We start from the raw sequence: 20532 nt of genomic DNA, 5'->3' as shown, positions 1-20532 counted from the left end.
TACCGTGTTTATGGATTTGTCGTTGGGCGTCAGCGGGCCGCTGGCCGGATTGCTGATGGCGTGGACCGGGATCTCGATGATTTATCTCGCCGCGGCGGGGCTGGTGATGGCGGCGCTGCTGTTGGGCTGGCGGCTAAAAAAACGGCCCCCGGTTAGCGAACCGGAGGCCAGCGCACCAGGCCAGTAATTACTGGATGGTGAGGGTGTTGATGATGCTTTCCGCTTCGGTCTGCGCCTGCTGCTGGTTATCCGCCGGCAGGGTGACCTGCAGGGTCAGCAGCTTGTCATCCACTTTGCCGAGGATCACGGAAGACCAGGCGGTCTGCCCCTTGGCGGAGATAATGCTGTCCAGCTGCTGCAGGGTATGGCCTTTAATCTCCAGCGGTTTATTGCTCACCACCTGCAGCTGCGGGTCGCGGCTGCGCTGCTGATCTTCCAGGCGTTTCGCCAGCACCGCCAGATCTTCATTGGTGCTGTCGCCGACGATGACGATGACCGCTTTCTGGCCGGTAGCGTCAGAGTAGACGTGCATATTGTTCGCCTGGGTACCCAGTTTGCCGCTCTGGTCGGCCATGCCCGCAGGCAGGGTGAAGCTCAGCTTGCCATCCAGCAGGCTGATTGCCTGGCCGCTGGCATTGCTCTCCGCTGCTGCGCCAACGGTTGGCGCTTTTGAATCGCTGTTATCGCAGGCGGCAAGCCCCATCACCAGCAGGCCAATACCGACATATTTAACCAAATTGCGCATTGACATCTTCCTTTCGATAAACGGCCACTAATGGCTCATCCGGCTATCTTAACACATCAGCCCGCGAGTACCTTTAACTCGGCTGTAATGCCGACAAATCAGATTTATCCGCCAGTCTTTTCAACAGCATATTTAACAGCACGCCGTACATCGGCAGGAAGAAAATGATGCTGATAAGCACTTTAAAGCTGTAGTCGACGAGGGCGATTTCCCCCCAGTGGGCGGCCATAAACGGGTCCGGGCTGCGCCAGAAAGCGATAAAGAAAAACGCCACGGTATCGCTGATGTTGCCGAACAGCGTCGAGGCGGTAGGGGCCAACCACCAGCGGCGGCTCTGCCGCAGGCGGTTAAAGACGTGAACGTCGAGGATCTGCCCCAGCGCATAGGCCATAAAGCTGGCGACGGCGATGCGCGCGACGAAGAGATTAAAGGTGCCCAGCGCGGCAAAGCCCTGCCATTCGCCCATGTAGAACAGCGCGGAGATGCCGTAAGAGATGGCCAGCGCCGGGACCATCACCGCGAAAATGATGCGTCGCGCCAGCGGGGCGCCAAAAATCCGCACCGTCAGGTCGGTGGCGAGGAAAATAAACGGAAAACTAAACGCGCCCCAGGTGGTATGGAAACCAAAGATGGAGATCGGCAGCTGAACCAGATAGTTGCTGGAGGTGATGACCAGCAAATGAAATAGCGAAAGCCAGACGAGCGCTTTTTTGCGCTGTACGGTAGTAAACGGATTCATATTGTGACCTTTTTATGCCCGTCATGCTTCAGGTGAATGAGCAATCGGCAGCGGAACGTTGGGGTGAGGGAACCCAATTAAAAACGGCTGCATGATACTGCGTTGCCGGCGTAATGCAATGGTTGTTTTTCGCGCAAACGTTAACCTGGCTTGCGTACTGGCGAGCAGGGGGTAAACTAGGGCCGTTTTGTTGACGTGAGACTAAAATGAGCGAACTTTTCTCCACTCCTGACCACACCCTGGATGCCCTGGGACTCCGCTGCCCGGAGCCGGTCATGATGGTGCGTAAAACCGTGCGGACGATGCCGGTGGGCGAGACGCTGCTGATTATTGCTGACGATCCGGCCACCACCCGCGATATCCCGGGATTCTGCCGCTTTATGGAGCATGAGCTGGTGGCCCAGGAAACCGAAGCCCTGCCGTACCGCTACCTGATCCGCAAAAGCCACTGAGCCTCTCCCGGATGGCGGCGCGTAGCGCCTTATCCGGGCTACCCGACGGTCTGGAACCGTAGCCCTGCTAAGCGTAGCGCGAGCAGGGAAGCCGGTATCGATGCTACAACTTCTTACGCAATAACCGCAGCGCGTTAGCCGTTACCAGCACGGTGGCGCCGGTATCCGCCAGCACCGCCAGCCACAGACCGGTCAGGCCGAGCAGGGTGGTGACGAGGAAAATCCCCTTCAGCCCTAAGGCAATCGCGATGTTCTGGCGGATATTGGCGTGGGTGGCGCGCGCCAGGGAAATCATCTGCGCCAGGCCGGTCAGACGGTTATGGGTCAGCGCGGCGTCGGCCGTCTCCAGCGCCACGTCGGTTCCGCTGCCCATGGCGATGCCGATGGTGGCCGCTTTCATCGCCGGCGCGTCGTTGATACCGTCCCCGACCATCGCCAGCGGCGCGTCGGCATTCAGCGCTATCACCGCGTTGACCTTGTCCGCCGGTAGCAGACCGGCGCGGAATTCCAGCCCCAGTTCGCTGGCGATGGCCGCCGCGGCGCGCGGGTTATCCCCGGTAAGGATCACCCCCTGAACGCCCAACTGATGTAAAGCATTCACCGCCTGACGCGCGTCGTCGCGCAGGGTATCGCGCAGCGCCAGAATGCCGAGCAGCTTCTCGCCGCGCATCACCAGCACTACCGTTTGCCCGGCGCTTTCCAGCTGCTGGATCTGCGCCTCATGCTCTGCCGGGGCGGCTTTGCTGGCTGCGCAGATCAGGATGCGGCTGCCGTTGACTTCGGCTTCGATACCAGAGCCCGCCAGCGCCCGCTGGCCGCTGGCAAGCGGAATGCTCAGCTGACGCCGCTGCGCTTCACGGACGATAGCCTGCGCCAGCGGGTGGCTGGAGCCTTGCTCCACCGCCGCCGCCAGCGCCAGCAGCGCGTTGTCGTCAACTTCGGCCGTGGCAATAACCGAAGTCACCTGCGGCTGGCCGACGGTCAGGGTGCCGGTTTTATCGAACGCCACCTGGCGCACCTGGCCCAGCTGCTCCAGCGCCGCGCCGCCTTTGATTAGCGCCCCGCGGCGGGCGGCGACCGCCAGGCCGGAGGTGATGGCCGCCGGCGTGGAGATGACCAGCGCGCACGGACAGCCGATCAGCAGCAGCGTCAGCCCTTTATAAATCCACGGCAGCCAGGCGCTGGCGAAGAACAGCGGCGGGACAATGGCGACCAACAAGGCCACCACCATAATGGCCGGGGTGTAGATCCGGCTGAAGCGGTCGATGAAGCGCTCGATCGGCGCCCGACGCTCCTCAGCCTCTTCAATCAGCTTCAGGATGCGGTCGATGGCGCTGTCGCCCGGTTCGGATATCACGGTAAGCTGCACCAGGCGGTCGACGCTGGTGGCGCCCGCCGCTACCCGTTCCCCGGCCTGACGTTCCACCGGCACCGACTCGCCGGTCAGGGCGCTTTCATCAAAGCTGGCAAACGGCGACAGCAGCTGGCCATCCGCCGGCAGACGCCCGCCGGCAGCCACTTCAATCACATCTCCGGGACGCAGGTCGCGCTGGGCGACGGTTTCCCGTACGCCGTTGCGCAGACGGATGGCGGTGTCGGGCTTCAGCGCCATCAGCGCGCTCACCCCCTGCCGTGCGCGGCTGGCGGCCCAGCCTTCGAGACGCTCGCCGATCAGGAACAGCAGCAGGACCATCGCCGCCTCCGCGGTGGCGCCGATAAACAGCGCCCCGATGGCGGCGACGCTCATCAGCGTTTCAATGGCGAACCAGCTCCCGCTCTTGATCAGGCGCAGCGCCTGGCGGGCAACCGGCCACAGGCCAACCAGGGTGGTGGCAATAAAGGCCAACTGACCGGCAGGGTGGTTGGCCTGCTCCAGCCCCCAGCTCAAGGCCATCATGATAACCAGCGTCAGTAACGGCAGATTGTCGCGCAGCAGCGACCCTCGGGTTTGCTCTGCTGCGGGAGCATCGGCATCGCGCAGCGTATACCCCGCCTGGCGGACCGCGTTCTCAACCTGAGCGCGGACATCGCCCTCGGCGTTAACCAGCAGCTTTTCTGTGGCGAACAGCACCTGGACCTGACTGACCCCGGGCACCTGACGGACCGCGGTTTCCACCTTGCGGGCGCAGGCGGCGCAGTCCATGCCATCAACTTGCCAGCTATAGCGGGCGTCGCTAAGCGCTTCGGCGGCAGGGGCGGACTCTGTGGCGCAGGCGTGATCTGTACAGCAGCTCTCCGCCGGGGCGGTTGCTGGCCGCATGGTGAAAGACGAGAATTGTGGAACTTTTTTATCCTGCGCGTCTGGAGTCGACATGGCACCCTCCGGGAAATGATAATTTTCTCATTAGCCGTAGGATACACTCTGGAGTCGACTCCAGAGTCAAGAACTAAATTACAGGTACAGCGCGCGCACGATCAGGAAGTGGCCGGCAAAGTAGAACGCGGCGGCGATGGCGTTATCGGCGCGGAAGCGGCGACGATAGTGGCTCACCAGCCACACGGCATTGCTCAGCAGCAGCAGGGCTGCGCCGGCGAAACCGGACAGCGCGGTGTTGGTGGGGCGGGCAAACCACAGCTCGCCGGCCAGCCAGACCATTACCAGCGTCATTCCGATAAAGGTCAGCACCGGCATTTTCATCTCTTCCAGCCGACTCCAGATCACCGCCATTAGCAGGGCGCCGAATACCAGCAGCACCAGCGGCAGCGGCCAGAAGAACGACAGCGTCAGCTGGCTGGCGAACCAGATGGTATACAGCAGATGTGACAGGAAGAAAGCGCCCACCGCGTACATCACCCGCTGGCGCGGCAGCAGGGTCAGGGCGTCGCCGAGCAGCGAGGCGCACAGGCCAGCCAGCACCAGATAGCTGATGGCATTGAACATCGGCGCCTGCCAGGCCAGTAACAGCAACAGAATCAGGGTGACAGGTTTAAAAACCCAGCGTCGCCATGCCGGCCCACGATAGGATGCATCGACATAAAGCCATGCGGAGAAACAGACAGCAATAAATGACCAAAGCATAGTAAGTCCCTGTATCTGTTATCATAAAGAAAGTTACGGATGCGTGATGCTACTACTCAGTGTAGTGGTTTGGCGTAGCAGATGACAATGTTATTCCCGACGCAGTATGCTGATTCCTGATATTTTTTATGGGTAACCCTAATGAGTAAAATGCCCCTCTTTTTTGTTCTGGTCGTCGCGGTGATTGTGGTGGCGGCTTCGTTTCGCTATGTCCAGCAGCGCCGTGAGAAACAGGCGAATGACGCCGCGCCGTTGCTACAAAAGCGGGTTATCGTCAGCAATAAACGGGAAAAAGTGATTAACGATCGGCGCTCGCGGCAGCAGACGGTGACGCCCGCAGGCAGTGAGATACGCTATGAAGCGAGCTTTCGCCCCGAAAACGGTGGGCTGGAGGTGGTGTTTCGCCTTGACGCGCCGCAATATCACGCGCTGAGCGTCGGCGATCGTGGGATGTTGAGTTATAAGGGCACAGCGTTCGTGGCGTTTACGCCCGATCCCTGAGCCCTTTTCAGGACTATTTTTTCAGCGTCGCCTTCAGTTTTTTCTGCCAGGCGACGAGCTCAAACACGCCGAAAATAAAAATGCGGATTTGCTCAAAGCGGCTCAGCGGCGGCGCCTCTTTCGGCTGCGTCGCCTTGAGCAGCGTCAGCTGCAGACCGTGCATCAGGATCATGAAAATCAGCGCGACGTTGACAAAGATATTCAGCGGCTTCGGGAAGGGCTGAAACAGATTCAATAACAGAAAGGCCCAGACGCACAGCATCAGCAGGCGGCCTAAATTAATCAGCATGGTGCTCTCCTTGGGCCTCACGTTGGTAAAGACGGTAGGCGACCTGTCCGGCCACTTTTTCACGATACAATTGCCAGTTAGCCGGCACCGGCGGTAAGCCGTTTTCGACTTCGCTTTCGACGTACACCAGGGCCTCATCGGCCAGCCAGCCTTGTGTCTCCAGCAGACGTAGCGTCTCCTCCAGCAGCCCCTGACGGAACGGCGGGTCGACGAACACGATCTGGTGCGGGGTCCCCGGCTGGCTCAGGAAGCTGAGGGTGTTGGTGGTGATCACCTTGCCGCGATCCGCTTTCAGGGTGGCGAGATTTTTTTGCAGCTGCTGGGCTACGCCGCGCTCCATCTCCAGCAGCGTGGTGCTGGCCGCATAGCGGGACAGCGCTTCCAGCCCCAGCGCGCCGCTGCCGGCAAAGCAATCGAGGCAGTGCGCGTCAACAATGGACGGCGCCAGCCAGTTAAAAAGGGTTTCGCGAACCCGGTCGGTGGTCGGCCGCAGGCCCGGGCTCTCCGGCACCGGTAATTTACGGCCGCGCCATTGCCCGCCGATGATGCGGATCTGGCCGCTGCCCGCGTGGTTTGGTTTTTTCATCTCTCTGCTCAAGTCTCAACTTCCAGCCTGCTATTCTAGCGATCGACGGCGGTTGACGAAACCTTAATCCGGGGGCGGTGCTGCGAGTTAAGTTAAGTGATAGACTATCCAACTAATTTCATCATTTTTTCAGCTTCTGATGAAGATGCGCCATGAATAAACAGCGAGGAGTGTGGTCGCAAATGGCAAAAGAGAAAAAACGTGGCTTCTTTTCCTGGCTGGGCTTTGGACAGAAAGAACAGGCACAGGAAACCGAGACTGAGCAAAAAGTAGAAGAACAGCAAGCGGTTGCCGAAGAGATACCGGCGGTTGAAACCCCTGCTGAGCCGAGCGCGCCGAAAGCAGACCCGGCGGCGTTTGCCGAAGACGTCGTCGAAGTGACCGAGACGGTGGTCGAAAGCGAAAAAGCGCACCTCGCGGAGCCTGCCAGCGCGCAGGAAGAAGAGTGGGTGGAAACGCCTGCTCTGACCGAAGAAACGCCTGTTGTTGAACCGGAGCCCGCGGTCAGCGAACCGCCTGAACAGCCTGCGGTGGTTGAGCCGCTGGCGGAAGAGGTTATCGCCGAACCGGTGGTGGCGGAAGCCGTAGCAGAGCAGCCTGTGGAAGGCATCGTTGTCCAGCCGCAGGAGACAGAAGCGCCCGAAGAGGACGCGCCGTTAAGCGATGAAGAGCTGGAAGCGCAGGCGCTGGCGGCCGAAGCGGCAGAAGAGGCGGCGGTAGTGGTGCCGGCGCCCGAGGACGAGGCGCCGCTTGAAGCGCTGGCTCAGGAGCAGGAAAAACCGACAAAAGAAGGTTTCTTCGCCCGCCTCAAACGTAGCCTGCTGAAAACGAAGCAAAATCTCGGTTCCGGATTTATCAGCCTGTTCCGCGGTAAGAAGATCGACGATGATCTGTTTGAAGAGCTGGAAGAACAGCTGCTGATCGCCGACGTCGGGGTGGAAACCACCCGCAAGATCATTACCAACCTGACGGAAGGCGCCAGCCGTAAGCAGCTGCGCGATGCGGAAGCGCTGTACGGCCTGCTGAAAGAAGAGATGGGCGAGATTCTCGCCAAAGTAGACGAGCCGCTGAACGTTGAAGGCAAAACGCCATTTGTTATTCTGATGGTCGGCGTGAACGGGGTGGGGAAAACCACTACCATCGGCAAGCTGGCGCGTCAGTTTGAACAGCAGGGTAAGTCGGTGATGCTGGCGGCGGGGGATACCTTCCGTGCGGCGGCGGTGGAACAGCTGCAGGTCTGGGGCCAGCGTAATAATATCCCGGTGATCGCCCAGCACACCGGCGCCGACTCCGCCTCGGTGATTTTCGACGCCATTCAGGCGGCGAAGGCGCGCCATGTTGACGTACTGATTGCCGATACCGCCGGGCGTTTGCAGAATAAATCGCACCTGATGGAAGAGCTGAAGAAGATTGTCCGGGTAATGAAAAAGCTGGACGTCGACGCGCCGCACGAGGTGATGTTAACCATTGACGCCAGCACCGGGCAGAATGCTATTAGCCAGGCCAAACTGTTCCATGAAGCGGTAGGATTGACCGGGATCACCCTGACCAAGCTGGACGGCACCGCCAAAGGCGGCGTGATCTTCTCGGTGGCCGATCAGTTCGGCATTCCGATTCGCTATATTGGCGTCGGCGAGCGTATTGAGGATCTGCGTCCGTTTAATGCGGGCGACTTTATTGAGGCACTTTTTGCCCGAGAGGATTAAGAATGATTCGCTTTGAACAAGTCAGCAAAGCCTATCTCGGTGGGAGACAAGCGCTGCAGGGGGTGACCTTCCACCTGCAGCCGGGCGAGATGGCGTTTCTGACCGGCCATTCCGGCGCAGGGAAGAGTACCCTGCTGAAGCTTATCTGTGGTATCGAACGGCCCAGCGCCGGGAAAATCTTCTTCAGCGGTCATGAAATCAGCCGTCTGAAGAGCCGTGAGGTGCCGTTCCTGCGCCGCCAGATCGGTATGATTTTCCAGGACCACCATTTGCTGATGGATCGTACCGTGTATGACAACGTGGCGATCCCGCTGATTATCGCCGGCGCCAGCGGCGATGATATTCGTCGTCGCGTCTCGGCGGCGCTGGACAAGGTTGGCCTGCTGGACAAAGCGAAGAATTTTCCCATTCAGCTCTCCGGCGGTGAGCAGCAGCGCGTGGGAATCGCTCGCGCGGTGGTCAACAAGCCGGCGGTGCTGCTGGCGGATGAACCGACCGGCAACCTCGACGAGGCGCTCTCGGAGGGGATTTTACGTCTGTTTGAAGAGTTTAACCGCGTCGGGGTGACGGTACTGATGGCCACGCACGATCTGGGGCTTATTTCCAGTCGTCCGTACCGCGTGCTGACGCTTAGCGACGGCCATCTGCATGGAGGCATTCGGGGTGAATAAGCGCGACGCAATGAACCAGATTCGCCAGTTCGGCAGCAAGTTCGATCGCCTGCGCAACGCCGCGGGCGGCGGCGGTGGCGGGCGCAATGCGCCAAAACGGCCGAAAGCGGCGCCTAACCCGGCCTCGCGTAAGAGCAACGTATTCAACGAGCAGGTGCGCTATGCCTGGCACGGCGCGCTGCAGGATCTAAAAAGCACGCCGCTGGCGACCTTCCTGACGGTCATGGTCATCGCCATTTCGTTGACCCTGCCAAGCGTCTGCTACATGGTCTACAAAAACGTCAGCAGCGCGGCGTCCCAGTATTATCCCTCGCCGCAGATCACCGTTTATCTGGAAAAAACGCTGGATGACGATGCCGCGGCGCGGGTGGTGGGCCAGCTGCAGGCGGAGCAGGGCGTCGACAAGGTAAACTATTTGTCCCGTGACGAGGCGCTGGGGGAGTTCCGTAACTGGTCAGGCTTTGGCGGCGCCCTGGATATGCTGGAGGAGAACCCGCTGCCGGCGGTCGCCATCGTGGTGCCGAAGCTGGATTTCCAGAGCACCGAGGCGCTGAATACCCTGCGCGATCGGGTAACGCGGATCCAGGGCGTTGATGAAGTGCGGATGGACGACAGCTGGTTTGCCCGTCTCTCCTCGCTCACCGGGCTGGTAGGACGCGTGTCGGCGATGATCGGCGTGCTGATGGTGGCGGCGGTGTTCCTGGTGATCGGCAACAGCGTGCGCCTGAGCATCTTCGCCCGCCGCGATACCATTAACGTTCAGAAGCTTATCGGCGCCACCGACGGCTTTATCCTGCGTCCGTTCCTCTACGGCGGAGCGATGCTGGGCTTTTCCGGCGCGTTTTTATCGCTGATCCTGTCGGAGATTCTGGTAATGCGCCTCTCGTCGGCGGTGACCGAAGTGGCGAAAGTCTTCGGCACCCAGTTTGAGCTGAGCGGCTTAGGCTTCGACGAGTGTCTGTTGATGTTGATCGTCTGCTCGATGATCGGGTGGGTAGCCGCCTGGCTGGCGACAGTGCAACATTTACGTCACTTTACTCCCGATTAATAAAAGCGTGATATAATCTTTCCCTGCTGCAATGAGTTCCTGTTCGCAGGGAAAGATACCGCAAGCTTGTTCCCCTTTTCCTGCCCTCACTTTTTCATCGTGGTGTCACATTTTGTGCGTAATTTATTCACACCGTTGCATGGAACTTGTGGATAAAATCACTGTCTGATACTAATGTGAGTGATATTCTCGTTGCTCATGAATGCTGGCATGCTTGTTGCCTGATGGGGACAAGAACGCGTCAGAAGATATCAATTGAGAGGATTTGAATGACCAAAGAAATGCAAACTTTAGCTTTAGCCCCCGTTGGTAACCTGGAATCGTACATCCGGGCCGCTAACACTTGGCCGATGCTGTCGGCTGATGAAGAGCGGGAGCTTGCTGAAAAGCTGCATTACCAGGGCGATCTGGAAGCAGCGAAAAAGCTGATTCTGTCTCACCTGCGCTTTGTTGTTCACATTGCTCGTAACTACTCGGGCTATGGCCTGCCGCAGGCGGATCTGATCCAGGAAGGCAATATCGGCCTGATGAAAGCCGTGCGTCGCTTCAACCCGGAAGTGGGTGTGCGCCTGGTCTCCTTCGCCGTGCACTGGATTAAAGCCGAAATTCACGAATACGTGCTGCGCAACTGGCGTATTGTGAAGGTCGCTACCACCAAAGCACAGCGTAAGCTGTTCTTTAACCTGCGTAAAACCAAACAGCGTTTGGGTTGGTTCAACCAGGATGAAGTGGAAATGGTGGCCCGTGAGCTGGGCGTGTCGAGCAAAGACGTCCGCGAGATGGAATCCCGTATGGCGGCCCAGGACATGACCTTCGACATGTCGTCCGACGATGAGTCCGACAGCCAGCCGATGGCGCCGGTCCTGTATCTGCAGGACAAAACGTCTAACTTTGCCGACGGCATCGAAGACGATAACTGGGAAGAGCAGGCGGCGAATAAGCTGACTGACGCGATGCAGGGCCTGGACGAGCGTAGCCAGGACATCATCCGCGCCCGCTGGCTGGACGAAGATAACAAGTCCACGCTGCAGGAACTGGCCGACCGCTACGGCGTCTCCGCAGAGCGCGTGCGTCAGCTGGAAAAGAACGCCATGAAAAAACTGCGTGCCGCTATCGAAGCCTGATACGCCACGCCTGCCTGATACCTGATATCAGGCTCCCCGATAACGCCCCGCCTCAGGTTGGGGCGTTTTGTTTTTCTGCGTCCTCCCGGAGCAGGAGCATCTGCGGGCAGTGCGTCTGCAGGCAGCCGAGTAAGACGCTGAACGCCGACGCCATCTGCTCTTCGGGCTGGCTGGCGAATCCCATCAGTAATCCTTTCTTGCGCGCCGCCGTCAGGTAGTAGCGCGACAGCGGCCGCACCAGAATGTGCCGCGCATTGGCCTCTCTGGCGATCGCCACATCGTCAGCCTCAGCGGGCAAATTGAGGATCAAATGCAGCCCGGCATTATCGCTGAAGTCAGACAGGGCGTACGGCATACAGTGCCGCTGGATAAGCTCAGTTAAAAAGGCGCGGCGACGGCTGTATAGCAGCCGCATACGGCGGATATGGGCCGAATAGTGGCCGGCGGTAATAAACTCCGCCAGCGCCATCTGGATCAGCGAATGGCCGCCGCGGTAAAGCTCGGCATGGGCGTGCTTCAGGTCGCTGACCAGCGGCCGCGGGATCACCACGTAGCCCAGGCGCAGGCCGGGATAGAGCGTCTTGCTGAAGGTGCCGATATAGACCACCGGGGCGTCGGCGACCAGACCCTGCAGGGCGGGGATCGGCTGACCGGAAAAGCGAAACTCGCTGTCATAATCATCTTCGACGATCCAGCTCCCCTGCTGACGGGCGAGTGCCAGCAGGCGCTGGCGGCGCTCAAGGCTCATCACCGCGCCCAGCGGATACTGGTGGGAAGGCGTAACGAAGATCAGCCTCGGCGCATCGTCAACCGTCTCCGGCGGGCACAGGCCGTTGGCATCGACGGTCAGGGGCTCTGCCCGAACGTCGTTCATCGCCAGCACGTGGCGGATCCCCCAGTAGGAAGGCTCTTCCACCCACGCCAGATCGCCGTTATCACACAGCATGCGGGTGACCAGATCGATCGCCTGGTGGATCCCCTCGGTGATAAGAATTTGATCTGACTGACAGTGGACGCCGCGCGACACGCGCAGATAATCCACCAGCGCCTGCTGCAGTTCCGGGGTGCCACCGTTGCAGCTATAGCTGAGCCGCTCCGGTTTGGGCCGACGGCTGATGCGGGCCTGGATCTTACTGAACAGCGGGTGGGGAAAGGCGTTAACGTCCGGCACGCCGGGTATAAACGCTCCCCACTGGCGCGGGCTGGCGCTGACCTGGCCGAGCAGATGCTGGCCTCGGCGTGAAAGATGCGCCGTCGGTACCGCAAGACTGTTGTTTTCCCGCTCTTCTTTAGCCGTCAATGAGCTCTCAGGGGCGGTTTGGGCAACGAATGTTCCGCTTCCCCGACGAGAAACCACATATCCTTCCGCCAGCAATTGTTCATAAGTTGTTAATATGGTGTTTCTTGATACGCCGAGCTCTCCCGCCAGGTCCCGCGACGGCGGCAGACGGCTTTGCGGCGCCAGCGAACCGTCGAGGATCGCGCGGCGCAGCGCGTTATATAAGCGTTTGTGCAGAAGAGGATCCCGCTCTTCCTGCAGACGGACCAGCACCAGGTCACCCACCAGCGAACGCAATTGGATCCCTCAGATATTCAAAATTGGTACTCGATTATAGGGCCAACTCCTGTGTAAATAAACGACATCGTTTCTAATTTGTTGCGATAACGTGACATACACGACAGGAGATTCGCAGGTGAAAAGCTCAGAACTGAATCAACGTCGCCAGCAGGCGACGCCGCGCGGCGTAGGCGTAATGTGTAACTACTTTGTCGAGAAGGCGGAAAACGCCACGCTGTGGGATATCGAAGGCAATGAGGTGATCGATTTCGCCGCCGGGATCGCCGTGTTAAATACCGGTCACCGCCATCCGAAAGTGGTCGCCGCGGTTGCCGACCAGCTGCAGGCGTTCACCCACACCGCCTATCAGATTGTGCCGTACGAAAGCTATGTTTCGCTGGCGGAGCGTATCAACGATCTGGCGCCAATTGACGGGCCGGCAAAAACGGCTTTCTTCACCACCGGCGCGGAAGCGGTCGAGAACGCGGTGAAAATCGCCCGCGCTTACACCGGTCGTCCGGGGCTGATTACCTTCGGCGGCGGTTTCCACGGCCGTACCTTTATGACCATGGCCCTCACCGGTAAGGTCGCACCCTACAAAATCGGCTTCGGGCCATTCCCGGGCTCGGTGTATCACGGTGTCTACCCGAATGCGGCGCATGGCGTGACCACCGCGGATGCGCTGAAAAGCCTGGAGCGCATTTTCAAAGCGGATATTGCGCCGGATCAGGTCGCGGCCATCATCCTCGAGCCGATCCAGGGGGAAGGCGGCTTTAACGTCGCGCCGGCCGATTTCATGCAGGCGCTGCGCGACCTGTGCGATACCCACGGCATTCTGCTGATCGCCGATGAAGTGCAGACCGGTTTCGCCCGCACCGGCAAGCTGTTCGCCATGCAGCACTATGAGGTGAAACCGGATCTGATGACGATGGCGAAAAGCCTCGCCGGCGGTTTCCCGCTGTCGGGCGTTGTCGGTCGCGCCGAAGTGATGGATGCGCCAGCGCCTGGCGGGCTGGGCGGAACCTATGCCGGTAACCCGCTAGCGGTGGCCGCGGCGCACGCGGTGCTGGATGTGATTGCCGAAGAGCAGCTGTGTCAGCGCGCTGAGCAGCTGGGTAGCCATCTGCAGGAAGTGCTCAACCAGGCGCGCGCTACCTGCCCGGCGATCGTGGATGTCCGCGGCCGGGGGTCGATGGTGGCGGTGGAGTTTAACGATCCGCAAACAGGCGAACCTTCGCCGGAATTCACCCGCCAGGTGCAACAGAAAGCGCAGGAGAACGGCCTGCTGCTGCTGAGCTGTGGCGTCTACGGCAACGTGATCCGCTTCCTGTATCCGTTGACTATCCCGGATGCCCAGTTCTCGAAAGCGCTGGATATTCTGGCGCGCGTACTGAAGAGCTAACGTCTCCCCGGCGGGCTGCGGCGGCAGGGAAGCCGAACAGAAACAGGACGCCGCAGCCGGCTGTTTATGCTCAGCGTGAGTGGTTTATCACCCTGATATCACCTTTTTTCCGGCGGTGACAACCGCCGGAGTAAAACGGAATCTATGGTCACTCCCGTTTTTGCAACACCGATTTTGACGATAAATTGGCTTGCTTGAATCTATCCGGCGTCTGAATGGGATTTTATTCCCGCGCCTCGATGAGTTCCGCGCCTGATGAACCTCCAGAAAATATACGGCTTCAATGAGCCTTTCCGTTTTACAGGTTCCTCAACAGGCCGGTGGGCCGTTAGTATCATCAATATCAGTATTCGCAAAACCAGATCAGTGATTCTTTAAACCGGTGTATTTCTTCCGTTATGCTACATAAGTTTGCTGTCGTGCCGTTAGGGCCCAGGCTATTCTGGCCAGCTTGTTTGCCAGAGCACAAGTGACGACAAAGTTGCTTTTCCTACACAGTAGATCCCTGACCCAATCGGCCAATTTGCCAGACTGGTGTTCCAGTTTTTGTATGAATACCCTGGCACATTGAACCAACAAAGTTCGGATCTTTTTGTTACCTCGCTTACTAATTCCCAGCAATGTCGTCCGACCTCCCGTGCTGTACTGTCGAGGCACTAGCCCTGTTGCCGCCGCAAAGTCACGACTGCTGGCGTACTGCTTCCCGTCGCCAATCTCAGTTGAAATAGTACTCGCTGTCAGTGTTCCGACGCAGGGAATGCTCAGCAAGCGCTGTCCAATCTCATCTTCGTCCAACTTTCGTTTCAACTGGGATTCCAAATCTTTAATCTGCTCAACAAGATAGTGATAATGCTGTTGTAATTTCAGCAATAACTGGCTGAGGTATAGAGGCAAACTATTGTCCTCAAGAAGGGTACTCAGTCGGCTAATAACGGCAGCTCCTCGTGGAACGCTGATGCCAAATTCCAGCAGAAAAGCATGCATCTGATTGGTTGTTTTTACCTTATCCTGAACCAAGGATTCACGGACACGATGCAGCGCACGCATTGCCTGCTGAGATTCAGTTCTGGGCTGTACAAAACGCATAGACGGACGCGATGCAGCTTCACAAATAGCTTCGGCGTCGACAAAGTCGTTTTTGTTACTTTTAACGAATGGACGGACAAATTGTGGTGATATCAGCTTAGGAAAATGCCCCAACTCTTCCAACTTGCGTGCCATAAAGTGAGAGCCACCACAGGCTTCCATTGCGATGGTTGTAGCGGGGCATGTCGCCAAAAATTCGATTAACTTTGGCCGTGTAAATTTTTTACGGTAAACAGCCTTGCCGCGACGATCTTGGCAATGAATATGGAAAGAGTTTTTACCCAGATCGATACCAATGAGCGCAATGTTTTCCATGATAGTTCTCCGAATGAAAGCCTATCCTCAGCATAGTACCGGGAAGGAGGGAGTGACCATCTCATTAAGTATTATGTCTGAAAACTCCACCTTTTCTCCCGTCCTCACCGGCCGGGAACGTACGGCTGTCCCTGCAAAATCTCTGAGCTTCGTCGAAGGGGTATCGATGATTGTCGGTACCAATATTGGCGCGGGCGTCCTCTCTATCGCCTATGCGTCAAGCAAAGCGGGCTTTTTACCACTGCTGTTCTGGCTGGTGCTGGTGGGTAGTCTGACCACGGTGACCATGCTCTATGTCGCGGAATCCACGCTGCGCACCCGTAAACATCTGCAGCTCAGTGGATTATCGAAGCGCTACGTCGGCGGCTTTGGCGCGCTGATGATGTTTCTCTCCGTCTGCGTCAATAGCGTCGGGGCATTGACGGCGTATATGACCGGCAGCGGTAAGCTGCTGCACTCCCTGTTTGGCATCTCGCCGGCGCTGGGCAGCGTGCTGTTTTTCGTTCCGGCGGCAGGGGTACTCTACCTGGGGCTGAAGGCGATCGGCCGCGGTGAGAAATTTATCAGCATCGGCATGGTGGTGATGATCTCGGTGCTGGTGATTGCCACGCTGTTGAAAGAGACCACCCGCGTCGGCTATCTGCTCGACGGCAACTGGCTGTATATGGTTCCGGTCTTCAACGTCGTGGCATTCTGCTTCTCGGCACAGTATATCGTGCCGGAGATGGCGCGGGGCTTCGCCGACAAACCGGAAAAATTGCCTAAAGCCATCATGGTCGGCATGGCGCTGACCTTTACCCTGCTGGCGCTGGTGCCGTTGTCGGTGATCTCGCTTAACGGTCTGGACAATATCTCGGATGTGGCCACCATCTCCTGGGGGCGGGCGCTTGGCGAATGGGCCTTCTTCTCAGCCAATCTGTTTGCGCTGTGCGCGATGCTGACCTCCTACTGGGGACTGGGCGGCAGCTTCCTGACCAATATCTTCGATCAGTTCCGCCTGGGGAATGACGAACAGCCCGCCCGGCGCCTGATGGTGCTGCTGGTGGTGGCGATCCCGCCGTTCGTACTGGCCTATAGCGGCATGGTCTCCTTCGTCAACGCGCTCTATTTTGCCGGGGTGTTCAGCGGCGTCATTTTATCGATTATGCCGATCCTGATGCTCAAGGGCGCCCGCCAGCGTGGCGATCTGACCCCGGGCTGGACCTGTCCGGCCTGGATGACCCATCCGCTTATCCAATGCTTCATTGTGTTGTTGTATCTTTGCAGCGCCGCCTACGCGATAGCATCCGCGGTGGGCTACCTACCCGCAGGCTGGTAATCAGGCTCTGTTTTGCACCGCGTCCGGTTCATGCTGGCGCGGTTTTTTTATTTGTCACTTATCTGTTACATAGCCCGCAATTTAGTCGTTTCAAATTCCTCAGAATGACGGTATGTTTAGCATAGTGTGCTGCAAAAGCGCGGGCAGCCCCCGGTTGATTAGCTATCATATGCTTTTCCTATCGGTATAAACAAAATAATGCGCTAATAAACAACATCACAACAAATGCAAAAACCATAATAATGGGGAGCCTCAGGATGAATATGAAGGGTAAAGCGTTACTGGCAGGATGTATTGCCTTAGTTATGAGCAGCGCGGCGCTGGCGGAAGATATCAAAATCGCGGTAGTCGGGGCGATGTCCGGCCCGGTGGCCCAGTACGGCGACCAGGAGTTTACCGGCGCAGAGCAGGCGGTAGCGGATATCAACGCTAAGGGCGGCATCAAGGGCAATAAGCTGCAGATCGTCAAATATGATGACGCTTGCGACCCGAAACAGGCGGTAGCGGTAGCCAACAAAGTGGTCAACGACGGCATCAAATACGTTATTGGTCACCTGTGTTCCTCTTCCACTCAGCCGGCGTCTGATATCTATGAAGACGAAGGCATTCTGATGATTACCCCGGCAGCGACTGCTCCGGAACTGACGGCGCGCGGCTATAAGCTGATCCTGCGCACCACCGGTCTGGACTCCGATCAGGGGCCAACCGCGGCGAAATACATTCTCGACAAAGTGAAGCCGCAGCGTATCGCAGTGGTACATGACAAACAGCAGTACGGCGAAGGTTTGGCCCGTGCGGTGCAGGATGGCCTGAAAAAAGGCGGGGCGAACGTGGTCTTCTTCGACGGGATCACCGCCGGTGAGAAAGATTTCTCCACCCTGGTGGCGCGCCTGAAGAAAGAGAATATCGATTTCGTCTACTACGGCGGCTATCACCCGGAAATGGGCCAGATCCTGCGTCAGGCGCGCGCCGCCGGTCTGAAAACCCAGTTTATGGGCCCGGAAGGCGTAGCGAACGTCTCCCTGTCTAACATCGCCGGCGAGTCGGCGGAAGGCCTGCTGGTAACCAAGCCGAAGAACTACGACCAGGTGCCGGCGAACAAACCGATCGTGGATGCGATCAAGGCGAAGAAACAGGATCCGAGCGGCGCCTTCGTGTGGACCACCTACGCGGCGCTGCAGTCGCTGCAGGCAGGCCTGAATCAGTCTGACGATCCGGCGGAAATCGCTAAATACCTGAAAGGCGCGACAGTAGACACCGTGATGGGCCCGCTGTCGTGGGATCAGAAAGGCGACCTGAAAGGCTTCGAGTTCGGGGTCTTTACCTGGCATGCTAATGGTACGGCGACCGACGCCAAATAATTTAACCGGCGCCTTTCACGCTGCAAATGCGTTGTCTGCGGCCCTCAACCCCGGTCACTTACTGATGTAATCTTCCGGGGATTTCGGGTCTTGACGCCTTTTTGTAACGCGAAATGCTGGGTTAAATGGGTGGGGGCCTTTCACGCTGCCGATGCGTTGTCTGCGGCTCTCAACCCCGGTCACTTACTGATGTAAGCTCCCGGGGATGTCGGGTCTTGACGCCTTTTTGCAACGCGAAATGCTGGGTTAAATGGGGGGCGCCTTTCACGCTGCAAATGCGTTGTCTGCGGCCCTCAACCCCGGTAACTTACTAATGTAAGCTCCCGGGGATTTCGGCTCTTGACGCCTTTTTGCAACGCGAAATGCTGGGATAAATGGGTGGGGGACTTTCACGCTGCAAATGCGTTGTCTGCGGCCCTCAACCCCGGTCACTTACTGATGTAAGCTCCCGGGGATGTCGGGTCTTGACGCCTTTTTGCAACGCGAAATGCTGGGTTAAATGGGGGGCGCCTTTCACGCCGCAAATGCGTTGTCTGACTCCGGTCGCGCTGCGCTTACCGGGGCTACAGTCGCCAGGTAGCCCGGCTAAGCGAAGCGCCGCCGGGTTCTTCCTTGGTCATGCTCCGCTTATTGGGGCTACGGCTTAATGCTTTTCCCAACCATTCTGCTGGGCGCTAAAGCCGAGCGCCTGCATAAAGGCCGCCATCACGCCGCGGTCCTCCACCCCATGGTCGGCGACGCGCCAGCTATTGATCGCCGGGTTATCACGCAATGTCTCTTCCACTAAGTATTGTCCGACGCCGCGGCGGCGGGTCACTTCACGCACGCACAGATCGCTGAGCTCACCTTCGACGCCGCGCAGGGTAACGCGCACGGCGCCCAGCAGGCGCTCGTTAAAGCGGGCGGCGTAGAGACGATGGTTTTCATCAAGGGTCAGCGTCGACAGATCCTGCGACGGCCAGATTTTCCCCAGATCAATGCGATCCTGATCGCTGAAGTGCTGTAAACGGATAATGGTCAGTTTCATGGGCGGCAAATCCAGTGCAAAACAGAGGCGCCAGTGTACCCAAAATTGCTGTCTGGCGGAGCGCTGTTTTTTGCGCGTACATCAGGGGATTCGTTTTCCTGGCGTTGTCAGGGTAGCGCAATCCGTCATGGATCGAAAAATAAGCAGAATTTTAACCTAATGTGCAGCGTTTTATTCCGCCTTATGTATCGTTATTTTATGCTGCAGGATGGACTTTTTTTGTTTATCTTCACCAAAATACAGAATATTATCTTTGCTTAATCGACTGAAAAATAGAGGTTTTAATCTGTTTTTTAGTGAAAAACTGCGCTAAACCATTAAACTCAATGGTAAAAATGGCGTTGTTTAATAAAAGCACAGAATGCTTTTTAACCATAAAAATACAAAACATTTACACCACATCACGAACGGGGTTCTGCAGCATGAAAAGGAACGCGAAAACCATCGTCGCGGGCATTGTCGCATTAGCGATGTCGCACGCGGCGATGGCCAAGGATATTAAGGTCGCCGTGGTCGGCGCGATGTCGGGTCCAGTGGCCCAGTGGGGCGACATGGAGTTCAATGGCGCGCGTCAGGCGATTAAAGACATCAACGCCAGCGGCGGCATTAAGGGCGACAAGCTGGTGGCCGTCGAATATGACGACGCCTGCGATCCGAAGCAAGCGGTCGCGGTGGCCAACAAAATCGTCAACGACGGCATTCAGTACGTTATCGGCCACCTGTGCTCCTCTTCCACCCAGCCGGCTTCCGACATCTATGAGGATGAAGGCATCCTGATGATCTCCCCCGGGGCGACCAACCCGGAGCTGACCCAGCGCGGATACCAGTACATCATGCGTACCGCCGGCCTCGACTCCTCGCAGGGGCCGACCGCGGCGAAATATATCGTCGAGAAAGTGAAACCGCAGCGTATCGCCATCATTCATGACAAGCAGCAGTACGGCGAAGGGCTGGCGCGTTCGGTGCAGGACAACCTGAAGAAAGCCGGGGCCAACATCGTCTTCTTCGATGGCATCACCGCGGGGGAAAAAGATTTCTCCGCCCTGCTGGCGCGCCTGAAGAAAGAGAACATCGACTTCGTCTACTACGGCGGCTACTACCCGGAAATGGGCCAGATGCTGCGCCAGGCGCGCTCCGTCGGGTTGAAAACCGTGTTTATGGGGCCGGAAGGGGTCGGCAACGCCTCGCTGTCCAATATCGCGGGCGCCGCGGCGGAAGGCATGCTGGTGACAATGCCAAAACGCTACGATCAGGACCCTGCCAACAGCGCCATCGTCAACGCGCTGAAAGCGGAGAAGAAAGATCCGAGCGGACCGTACGTCTGGATCACCTATGCCGCCGTTCAGTCGCTGGCGCAGGCGATGGACAGAACCGGCAGCCAGCAGCCGCTGGATTTAATCAAAGATTTGAAAGCGCACGGGGCGAAAACCGTGATTGGGCCGCTGACCTGGGATGAAAAAGGCGATCTGAAGGGATTTGAGTTTGGTGTCTTCCAGTGGCACGCCGACGGCTCTTCGAGCGCGGCGAAATAAGCGCTGAAGACGAGTTATCCCTCCGCCCGCGAACCGCGGGCGGTTTGAAAAAG

Annotated in this window: 19 protein-coding genes and 1 pseudogene; 11 read left to right on the top strand and 9 right to left on the bottom strand. The window is 58.2% G+C overall.

Translation table 11 applies throughout. The annotated features are described in order from the left end of the window. Positions 1 to 187, top strand: a pseudogene (locus HMPREF1024_RS30660) (MFS transporter); the annotation flags it as partial. Here HMPREF1024_RS30660 and HMPREF1024_RS11975 read toward each other — a convergent pair. Then, complete coding sequence (locus tag HMPREF1024_RS11975; protein WP_002920861.1) at positions 188 to 745, bottom strand: DcrB family lipoprotein; 558 nt, start codon at positions 743 to 745, stop codon at positions 188 to 190. It lies immediately after the preceding pseudogene. A 73-nt stretch (positions 746 to 818) separates the two neighbouring features. Next, on the bottom strand, positions 819 to 1484 hold the full coding sequence (locus HMPREF1024_RS11980) for a 7-cyano-7-deazaguanine/7-aminomethyl-7-deazaguanine transporter (protein ID WP_002920860.1): 666 nt from the start codon (positions 1482 to 1484) through the stop codon (positions 819 to 821). 206 nt (positions 1485 to 1690) lie between these two features. Here HMPREF1024_RS11980 and tusA point away from each other — a divergent pair, with 206 nt between their 5' ends. Continuing rightward, positions 1691 to 1936 (top strand): sulfurtransferase TusA, encoded by a 246-nt coding sequence (tusA, locus tag HMPREF1024_RS11985; protein WP_002920858.1) that lies wholly within the window; start codon positions 1691 to 1693, stop codon positions 1934 to 1936. Between the two features lie 103 nt (positions 1937 to 2039). Here tusA and zntA read toward each other — a convergent pair whose 3' ends face one another. Next, a complete protein-coding gene (zntA, locus tag HMPREF1024_RS11990) occupies positions 2040 to 4250 on the bottom strand; it encodes a Zn(II)/Cd(II)/Pb(II) translocating P-type ATPase ZntA (RefSeq protein ID WP_009308743.1) in 2211 nt (736 codons plus the stop codon). A gap of 78 nt (positions 4251 to 4328) precedes the next feature. After that, positions 4329 to 4955, bottom strand: coding sequence for a lysoplasmalogenase (locus HMPREF1024_RS11995; RefSeq protein WP_004173987.1), 627 nt, complete (start codon positions 4953 to 4955; stop codon positions 4329 to 4331). 150 nt (positions 4956 to 5105) lie between these two features. Here HMPREF1024_RS11995 and HMPREF1024_RS12000 point away from each other — a divergent pair, with 150 nt between their 5' ends. Continuing rightward, positions 5106 to 5456: a DUF2500 domain-containing protein gene (locus tag HMPREF1024_RS12000; RefSeq protein WP_009308742.1), complete on the top strand. Its 351-nt coding sequence runs from the start codon at positions 5106 to 5108 to the stop codon at positions 5454 to 5456. A gap of 13 nt (positions 5457 to 5469) precedes the next feature. Here HMPREF1024_RS12000 and HMPREF1024_RS12005 read toward each other — a convergent pair whose 3' ends face one another. Both HMPREF1024_RS12005 and rsmD read right to left on the bottom strand, forming a co-directional pair. After that, a complete protein-coding gene (locus HMPREF1024_RS12005) occupies positions 5470 to 5745 on the bottom strand; it encodes a DUF1145 family protein (protein ID WP_002920822.1) in 276 nt (91 codons plus the stop codon). Next, positions 5735 to 6331: a 16S rRNA (guanine(966)-N(2))-methyltransferase gene (rsmD, locus tag HMPREF1024_RS12010; protein WP_002920820.1), complete on the bottom strand. Its 597-nt coding sequence runs from the start codon at positions 6329 to 6331 to the stop codon at positions 5735 to 5737. The genes HMPREF1024_RS12005 and rsmD overlap by 11 nt, the downstream gene beginning before the upstream one ends. 182 nt (positions 6332 to 6513) lie before the next feature. Between rsmD and ftsY the strand changes: the two genes are divergently transcribed. From ftsY to rpoH, 4 genes are all read left to right on the top strand, one after another. Next, positions 6514 to 8037 carry a signal recognition particle-docking protein FtsY gene (ftsY, locus tag HMPREF1024_RS12015; protein ID WP_009308741.1) on the top strand — a complete coding sequence of 508 codons (1524 nt, stop codon included), beginning with the start codon at positions 6514 to 6516 and terminating at the stop codon, positions 8035 to 8037. 2 nt (positions 8038 to 8039) lie between these two features. Further along, complete coding sequence (gene ftsE, locus HMPREF1024_RS12020; protein WP_002920817.1) at positions 8040 to 8708, top strand: cell division ATP-binding protein FtsE; 669 nt, start codon at positions 8040 to 8042, stop codon at positions 8706 to 8708. Further along, complete coding sequence (gene ftsX / locus HMPREF1024_RS12025) at positions 8701 to 9756, top strand: permease-like cell division protein FtsX (RefSeq protein ID WP_004173994.1); 1056 nt, start codon at positions 8701 to 8703, stop codon at positions 9754 to 9756. The genes ftsE and ftsX overlap by 8 nt, the downstream gene beginning before the upstream one ends. Positions 9757 to 10025: 269 nt before the next feature. Beyond that, positions 10026 to 10880 (top strand): RNA polymerase sigma factor RpoH, encoded by an 855-nt coding sequence (gene rpoH / locus HMPREF1024_RS12030; protein ID WP_002920815.1) that lies wholly within the window; start codon positions 10026 to 10028, stop codon positions 10878 to 10880. Positions 10881 to 10932: 52 nt separating this feature from the next. On the opposite strand, the gene HMPREF1024_RS12035 is transcribed toward rpoH, so the two are convergent. Further along, a complete protein-coding gene (locus tag HMPREF1024_RS12035; RefSeq protein ID WP_009308740.1) occupies positions 10933 to 12456 on the bottom strand; it encodes a PLP-dependent aminotransferase family protein in 1524 nt (507 codons plus the stop codon). A gap of 118 nt (positions 12457 to 12574) precedes the next feature. On the opposite strand from HMPREF1024_RS12035, the gene HMPREF1024_RS12040 reads away from it, so the two are divergent. Continuing rightward, the gene (locus HMPREF1024_RS12040) at positions 12575 to 13840 is read left to right on the top strand and encodes a 4-aminobutyrate--2-oxoglutarate transaminase (RefSeq protein ID WP_004181475.1); all 1266 of its coding nucleotides are present in this window, start codon (positions 12575 to 12577) and stop codon (positions 13838 to 13840) included. Between the two features lie 396 nt (positions 13841 to 14236). Here the strand turns inward: HMPREF1024_RS12040 and HMPREF1024_RS12045 are convergent, their stop codons facing one another. After that, complete coding sequence (locus HMPREF1024_RS12045) at positions 14237 to 15241, bottom strand: IS110-like element IS4321 family transposase (RefSeq protein ID WP_000427620.1); 1005 nt, start codon at positions 15239 to 15241, stop codon at positions 14237 to 14239. Positions 15242 to 15314: 73 nt separating this feature from the next. On the opposite strand from HMPREF1024_RS12045, the gene HMPREF1024_RS12050 reads away from it, so the two are divergent. Beyond that, a complete protein-coding gene (locus HMPREF1024_RS12050; RefSeq protein WP_004150081.1) occupies positions 15315 to 16559 on the top strand; it encodes an aromatic amino acid transport family protein in 1245 nt (414 codons plus the stop codon). A 257-nt stretch (positions 16560 to 16816) separates the two neighbouring features. Beyond that, the gene (gene livJ, locus HMPREF1024_RS12055) at positions 16817 to 17920 is read left to right on the top strand and encodes a branched chain amino acid ABC transporter substrate-binding protein LivJ (protein ID WP_002920812.1); all 1104 of its coding nucleotides are present in this window, start codon (positions 16817 to 16819) and stop codon (positions 17918 to 17920) included. A 643-nt stretch (positions 17921 to 18563) separates the two neighbouring features. Here the strand turns inward: livJ and panM are convergent. Beyond that, the gene (gene panM / locus HMPREF1024_RS12060; RefSeq protein WP_002920810.1) at positions 18564 to 18947 is read right to left on the bottom strand and encodes an aspartate 1-decarboxylase autocleavage activator PanM; all 384 of its coding nucleotides are present in this window, start codon (positions 18945 to 18947) and stop codon (positions 18564 to 18566) included. 422 nt (positions 18948 to 19369) lie between these two features. On the opposite strand from panM, the gene livK reads away from it, so the two are divergent. Continuing rightward, complete coding sequence (livK, locus tag HMPREF1024_RS12065) at positions 19370 to 20479, top strand: high-affinity branched-chain amino acid ABC transporter substrate-binding protein LivK (RefSeq protein WP_002920808.1); 1110 nt, start codon at positions 19370 to 19372, stop codon at positions 20477 to 20479. Positions 20480 to 20532: the final 53 nt, after the last annotated feature.

The organism is Klebsiella sp. 4_1_44FAA, from assembly GCF_000238715.1.
Classification (GTDB): domain Bacteria; phylum Pseudomonadota; class Gammaproteobacteria; order Enterobacterales; family Enterobacteriaceae; genus Klebsiella; species Klebsiella pneumoniae.
The sequence above is the reverse complement of the archived record's forward strand: the minus strand, read 5'-3'. Positions and strand labels throughout refer to the sequence as shown.

Bases quoted from the DNA above. Each gene is read 5' to 3' on its own strand.
- HMPREF1024_RS12005 (WP_002920822.1), bottom strand. From the start codon at position 5,745: ATGCTGATTAATTTAGGCCGCCTGCTGATGCTGTGCGTCTGGGCCTTT.
- livK (WP_002920808.1), top strand. From the start codon at position 19,370: ATGAAAAGGAACGCGAAAACCATCGTCGCGGGCATTGTCGCATTAGCG.
- HMPREF1024_RS12050 (WP_004150081.1), top strand. From the start codon at position 15,315: ATGTCTGAAAACTCCACCTTTTCTCCCGTCCTCACCGGCCGGGAACGT.
- HMPREF1024_RS12045 (WP_000427620.1), bottom strand. From the start codon at position 15,241: ATGGAAAACATTGCGCTCATTGGTATCGATCTGGGTAAAAACTCTTTC.
- livJ (WP_002920812.1), top strand. From the start codon at position 16,817: ATGAATATGAAGGGTAAAGCGTTACTGGCAGGATGTATTGCCTTAGTT.
- tusA (WP_002920858.1), top strand. From the start codon at position 1,691: ATGAGCGAACTTTTCTCCACTCCTGACCACACCCTGGATGCCCTGGGA.
- ftsY (WP_009308741.1), top strand. From the start codon at position 6,514: ATGGCAAAAGAGAAAAAACGTGGCTTCTTTTCCTGGCTGGGCTTTGGA.
- zntA (WP_009308743.1), bottom strand. From the start codon at position 4,250: ATGTCGACTCCAGACGCGCAGGATAAAAAAGTTCCACAATTCTCGTCT.
- rsmD (WP_002920820.1), bottom strand. From the start codon at position 6,331: ATGAAAAAACCAAACCACGCGGGCAGCGGCCAGATCCGCATCATCGGC.
- rpoH (WP_002920815.1), top strand. From the start codon at position 10,026: ATGACCAAAGAAATGCAAACTTTAGCTTTAGCCCCCGTTGGTAACCTG.
- HMPREF1024_RS11995 (WP_004173987.1), bottom strand. From the start codon at position 4,955: ATGCTTTGGTCATTTATTGCTGTCTGTTTCTCCGCATGGCTTTATGTC.
- HMPREF1024_RS11980 (WP_002920860.1), bottom strand. From the start codon at position 1,484: ATGAATCCGTTTACTACCGTACAGCGCAAAAAAGCGCTCGTCTGGCTT.
- HMPREF1024_RS12000 (WP_009308742.1), top strand. From the start codon at position 5,106: ATGCCCCTCTTTTTTGTTCTGGTCGTCGCGGTGATTGTGGTGGCGGCT.
- HMPREF1024_RS11975 (WP_002920861.1), bottom strand. From the start codon at position 745: ATGCGCAATTTGGTTAAATATGTCGGTATTGGCCTGCTGGTGATGGGG.
- ftsE (WP_002920817.1), top strand. From the start codon at position 8,040: ATGATTCGCTTTGAACAAGTCAGCAAAGCCTATCTCGGTGGGAGACAA.
- panM (WP_002920810.1), bottom strand. From the start codon at position 18,947: ATGAAACTGACCATTATCCGTTTACAGCACTTCAGCGATCAGGATCGC.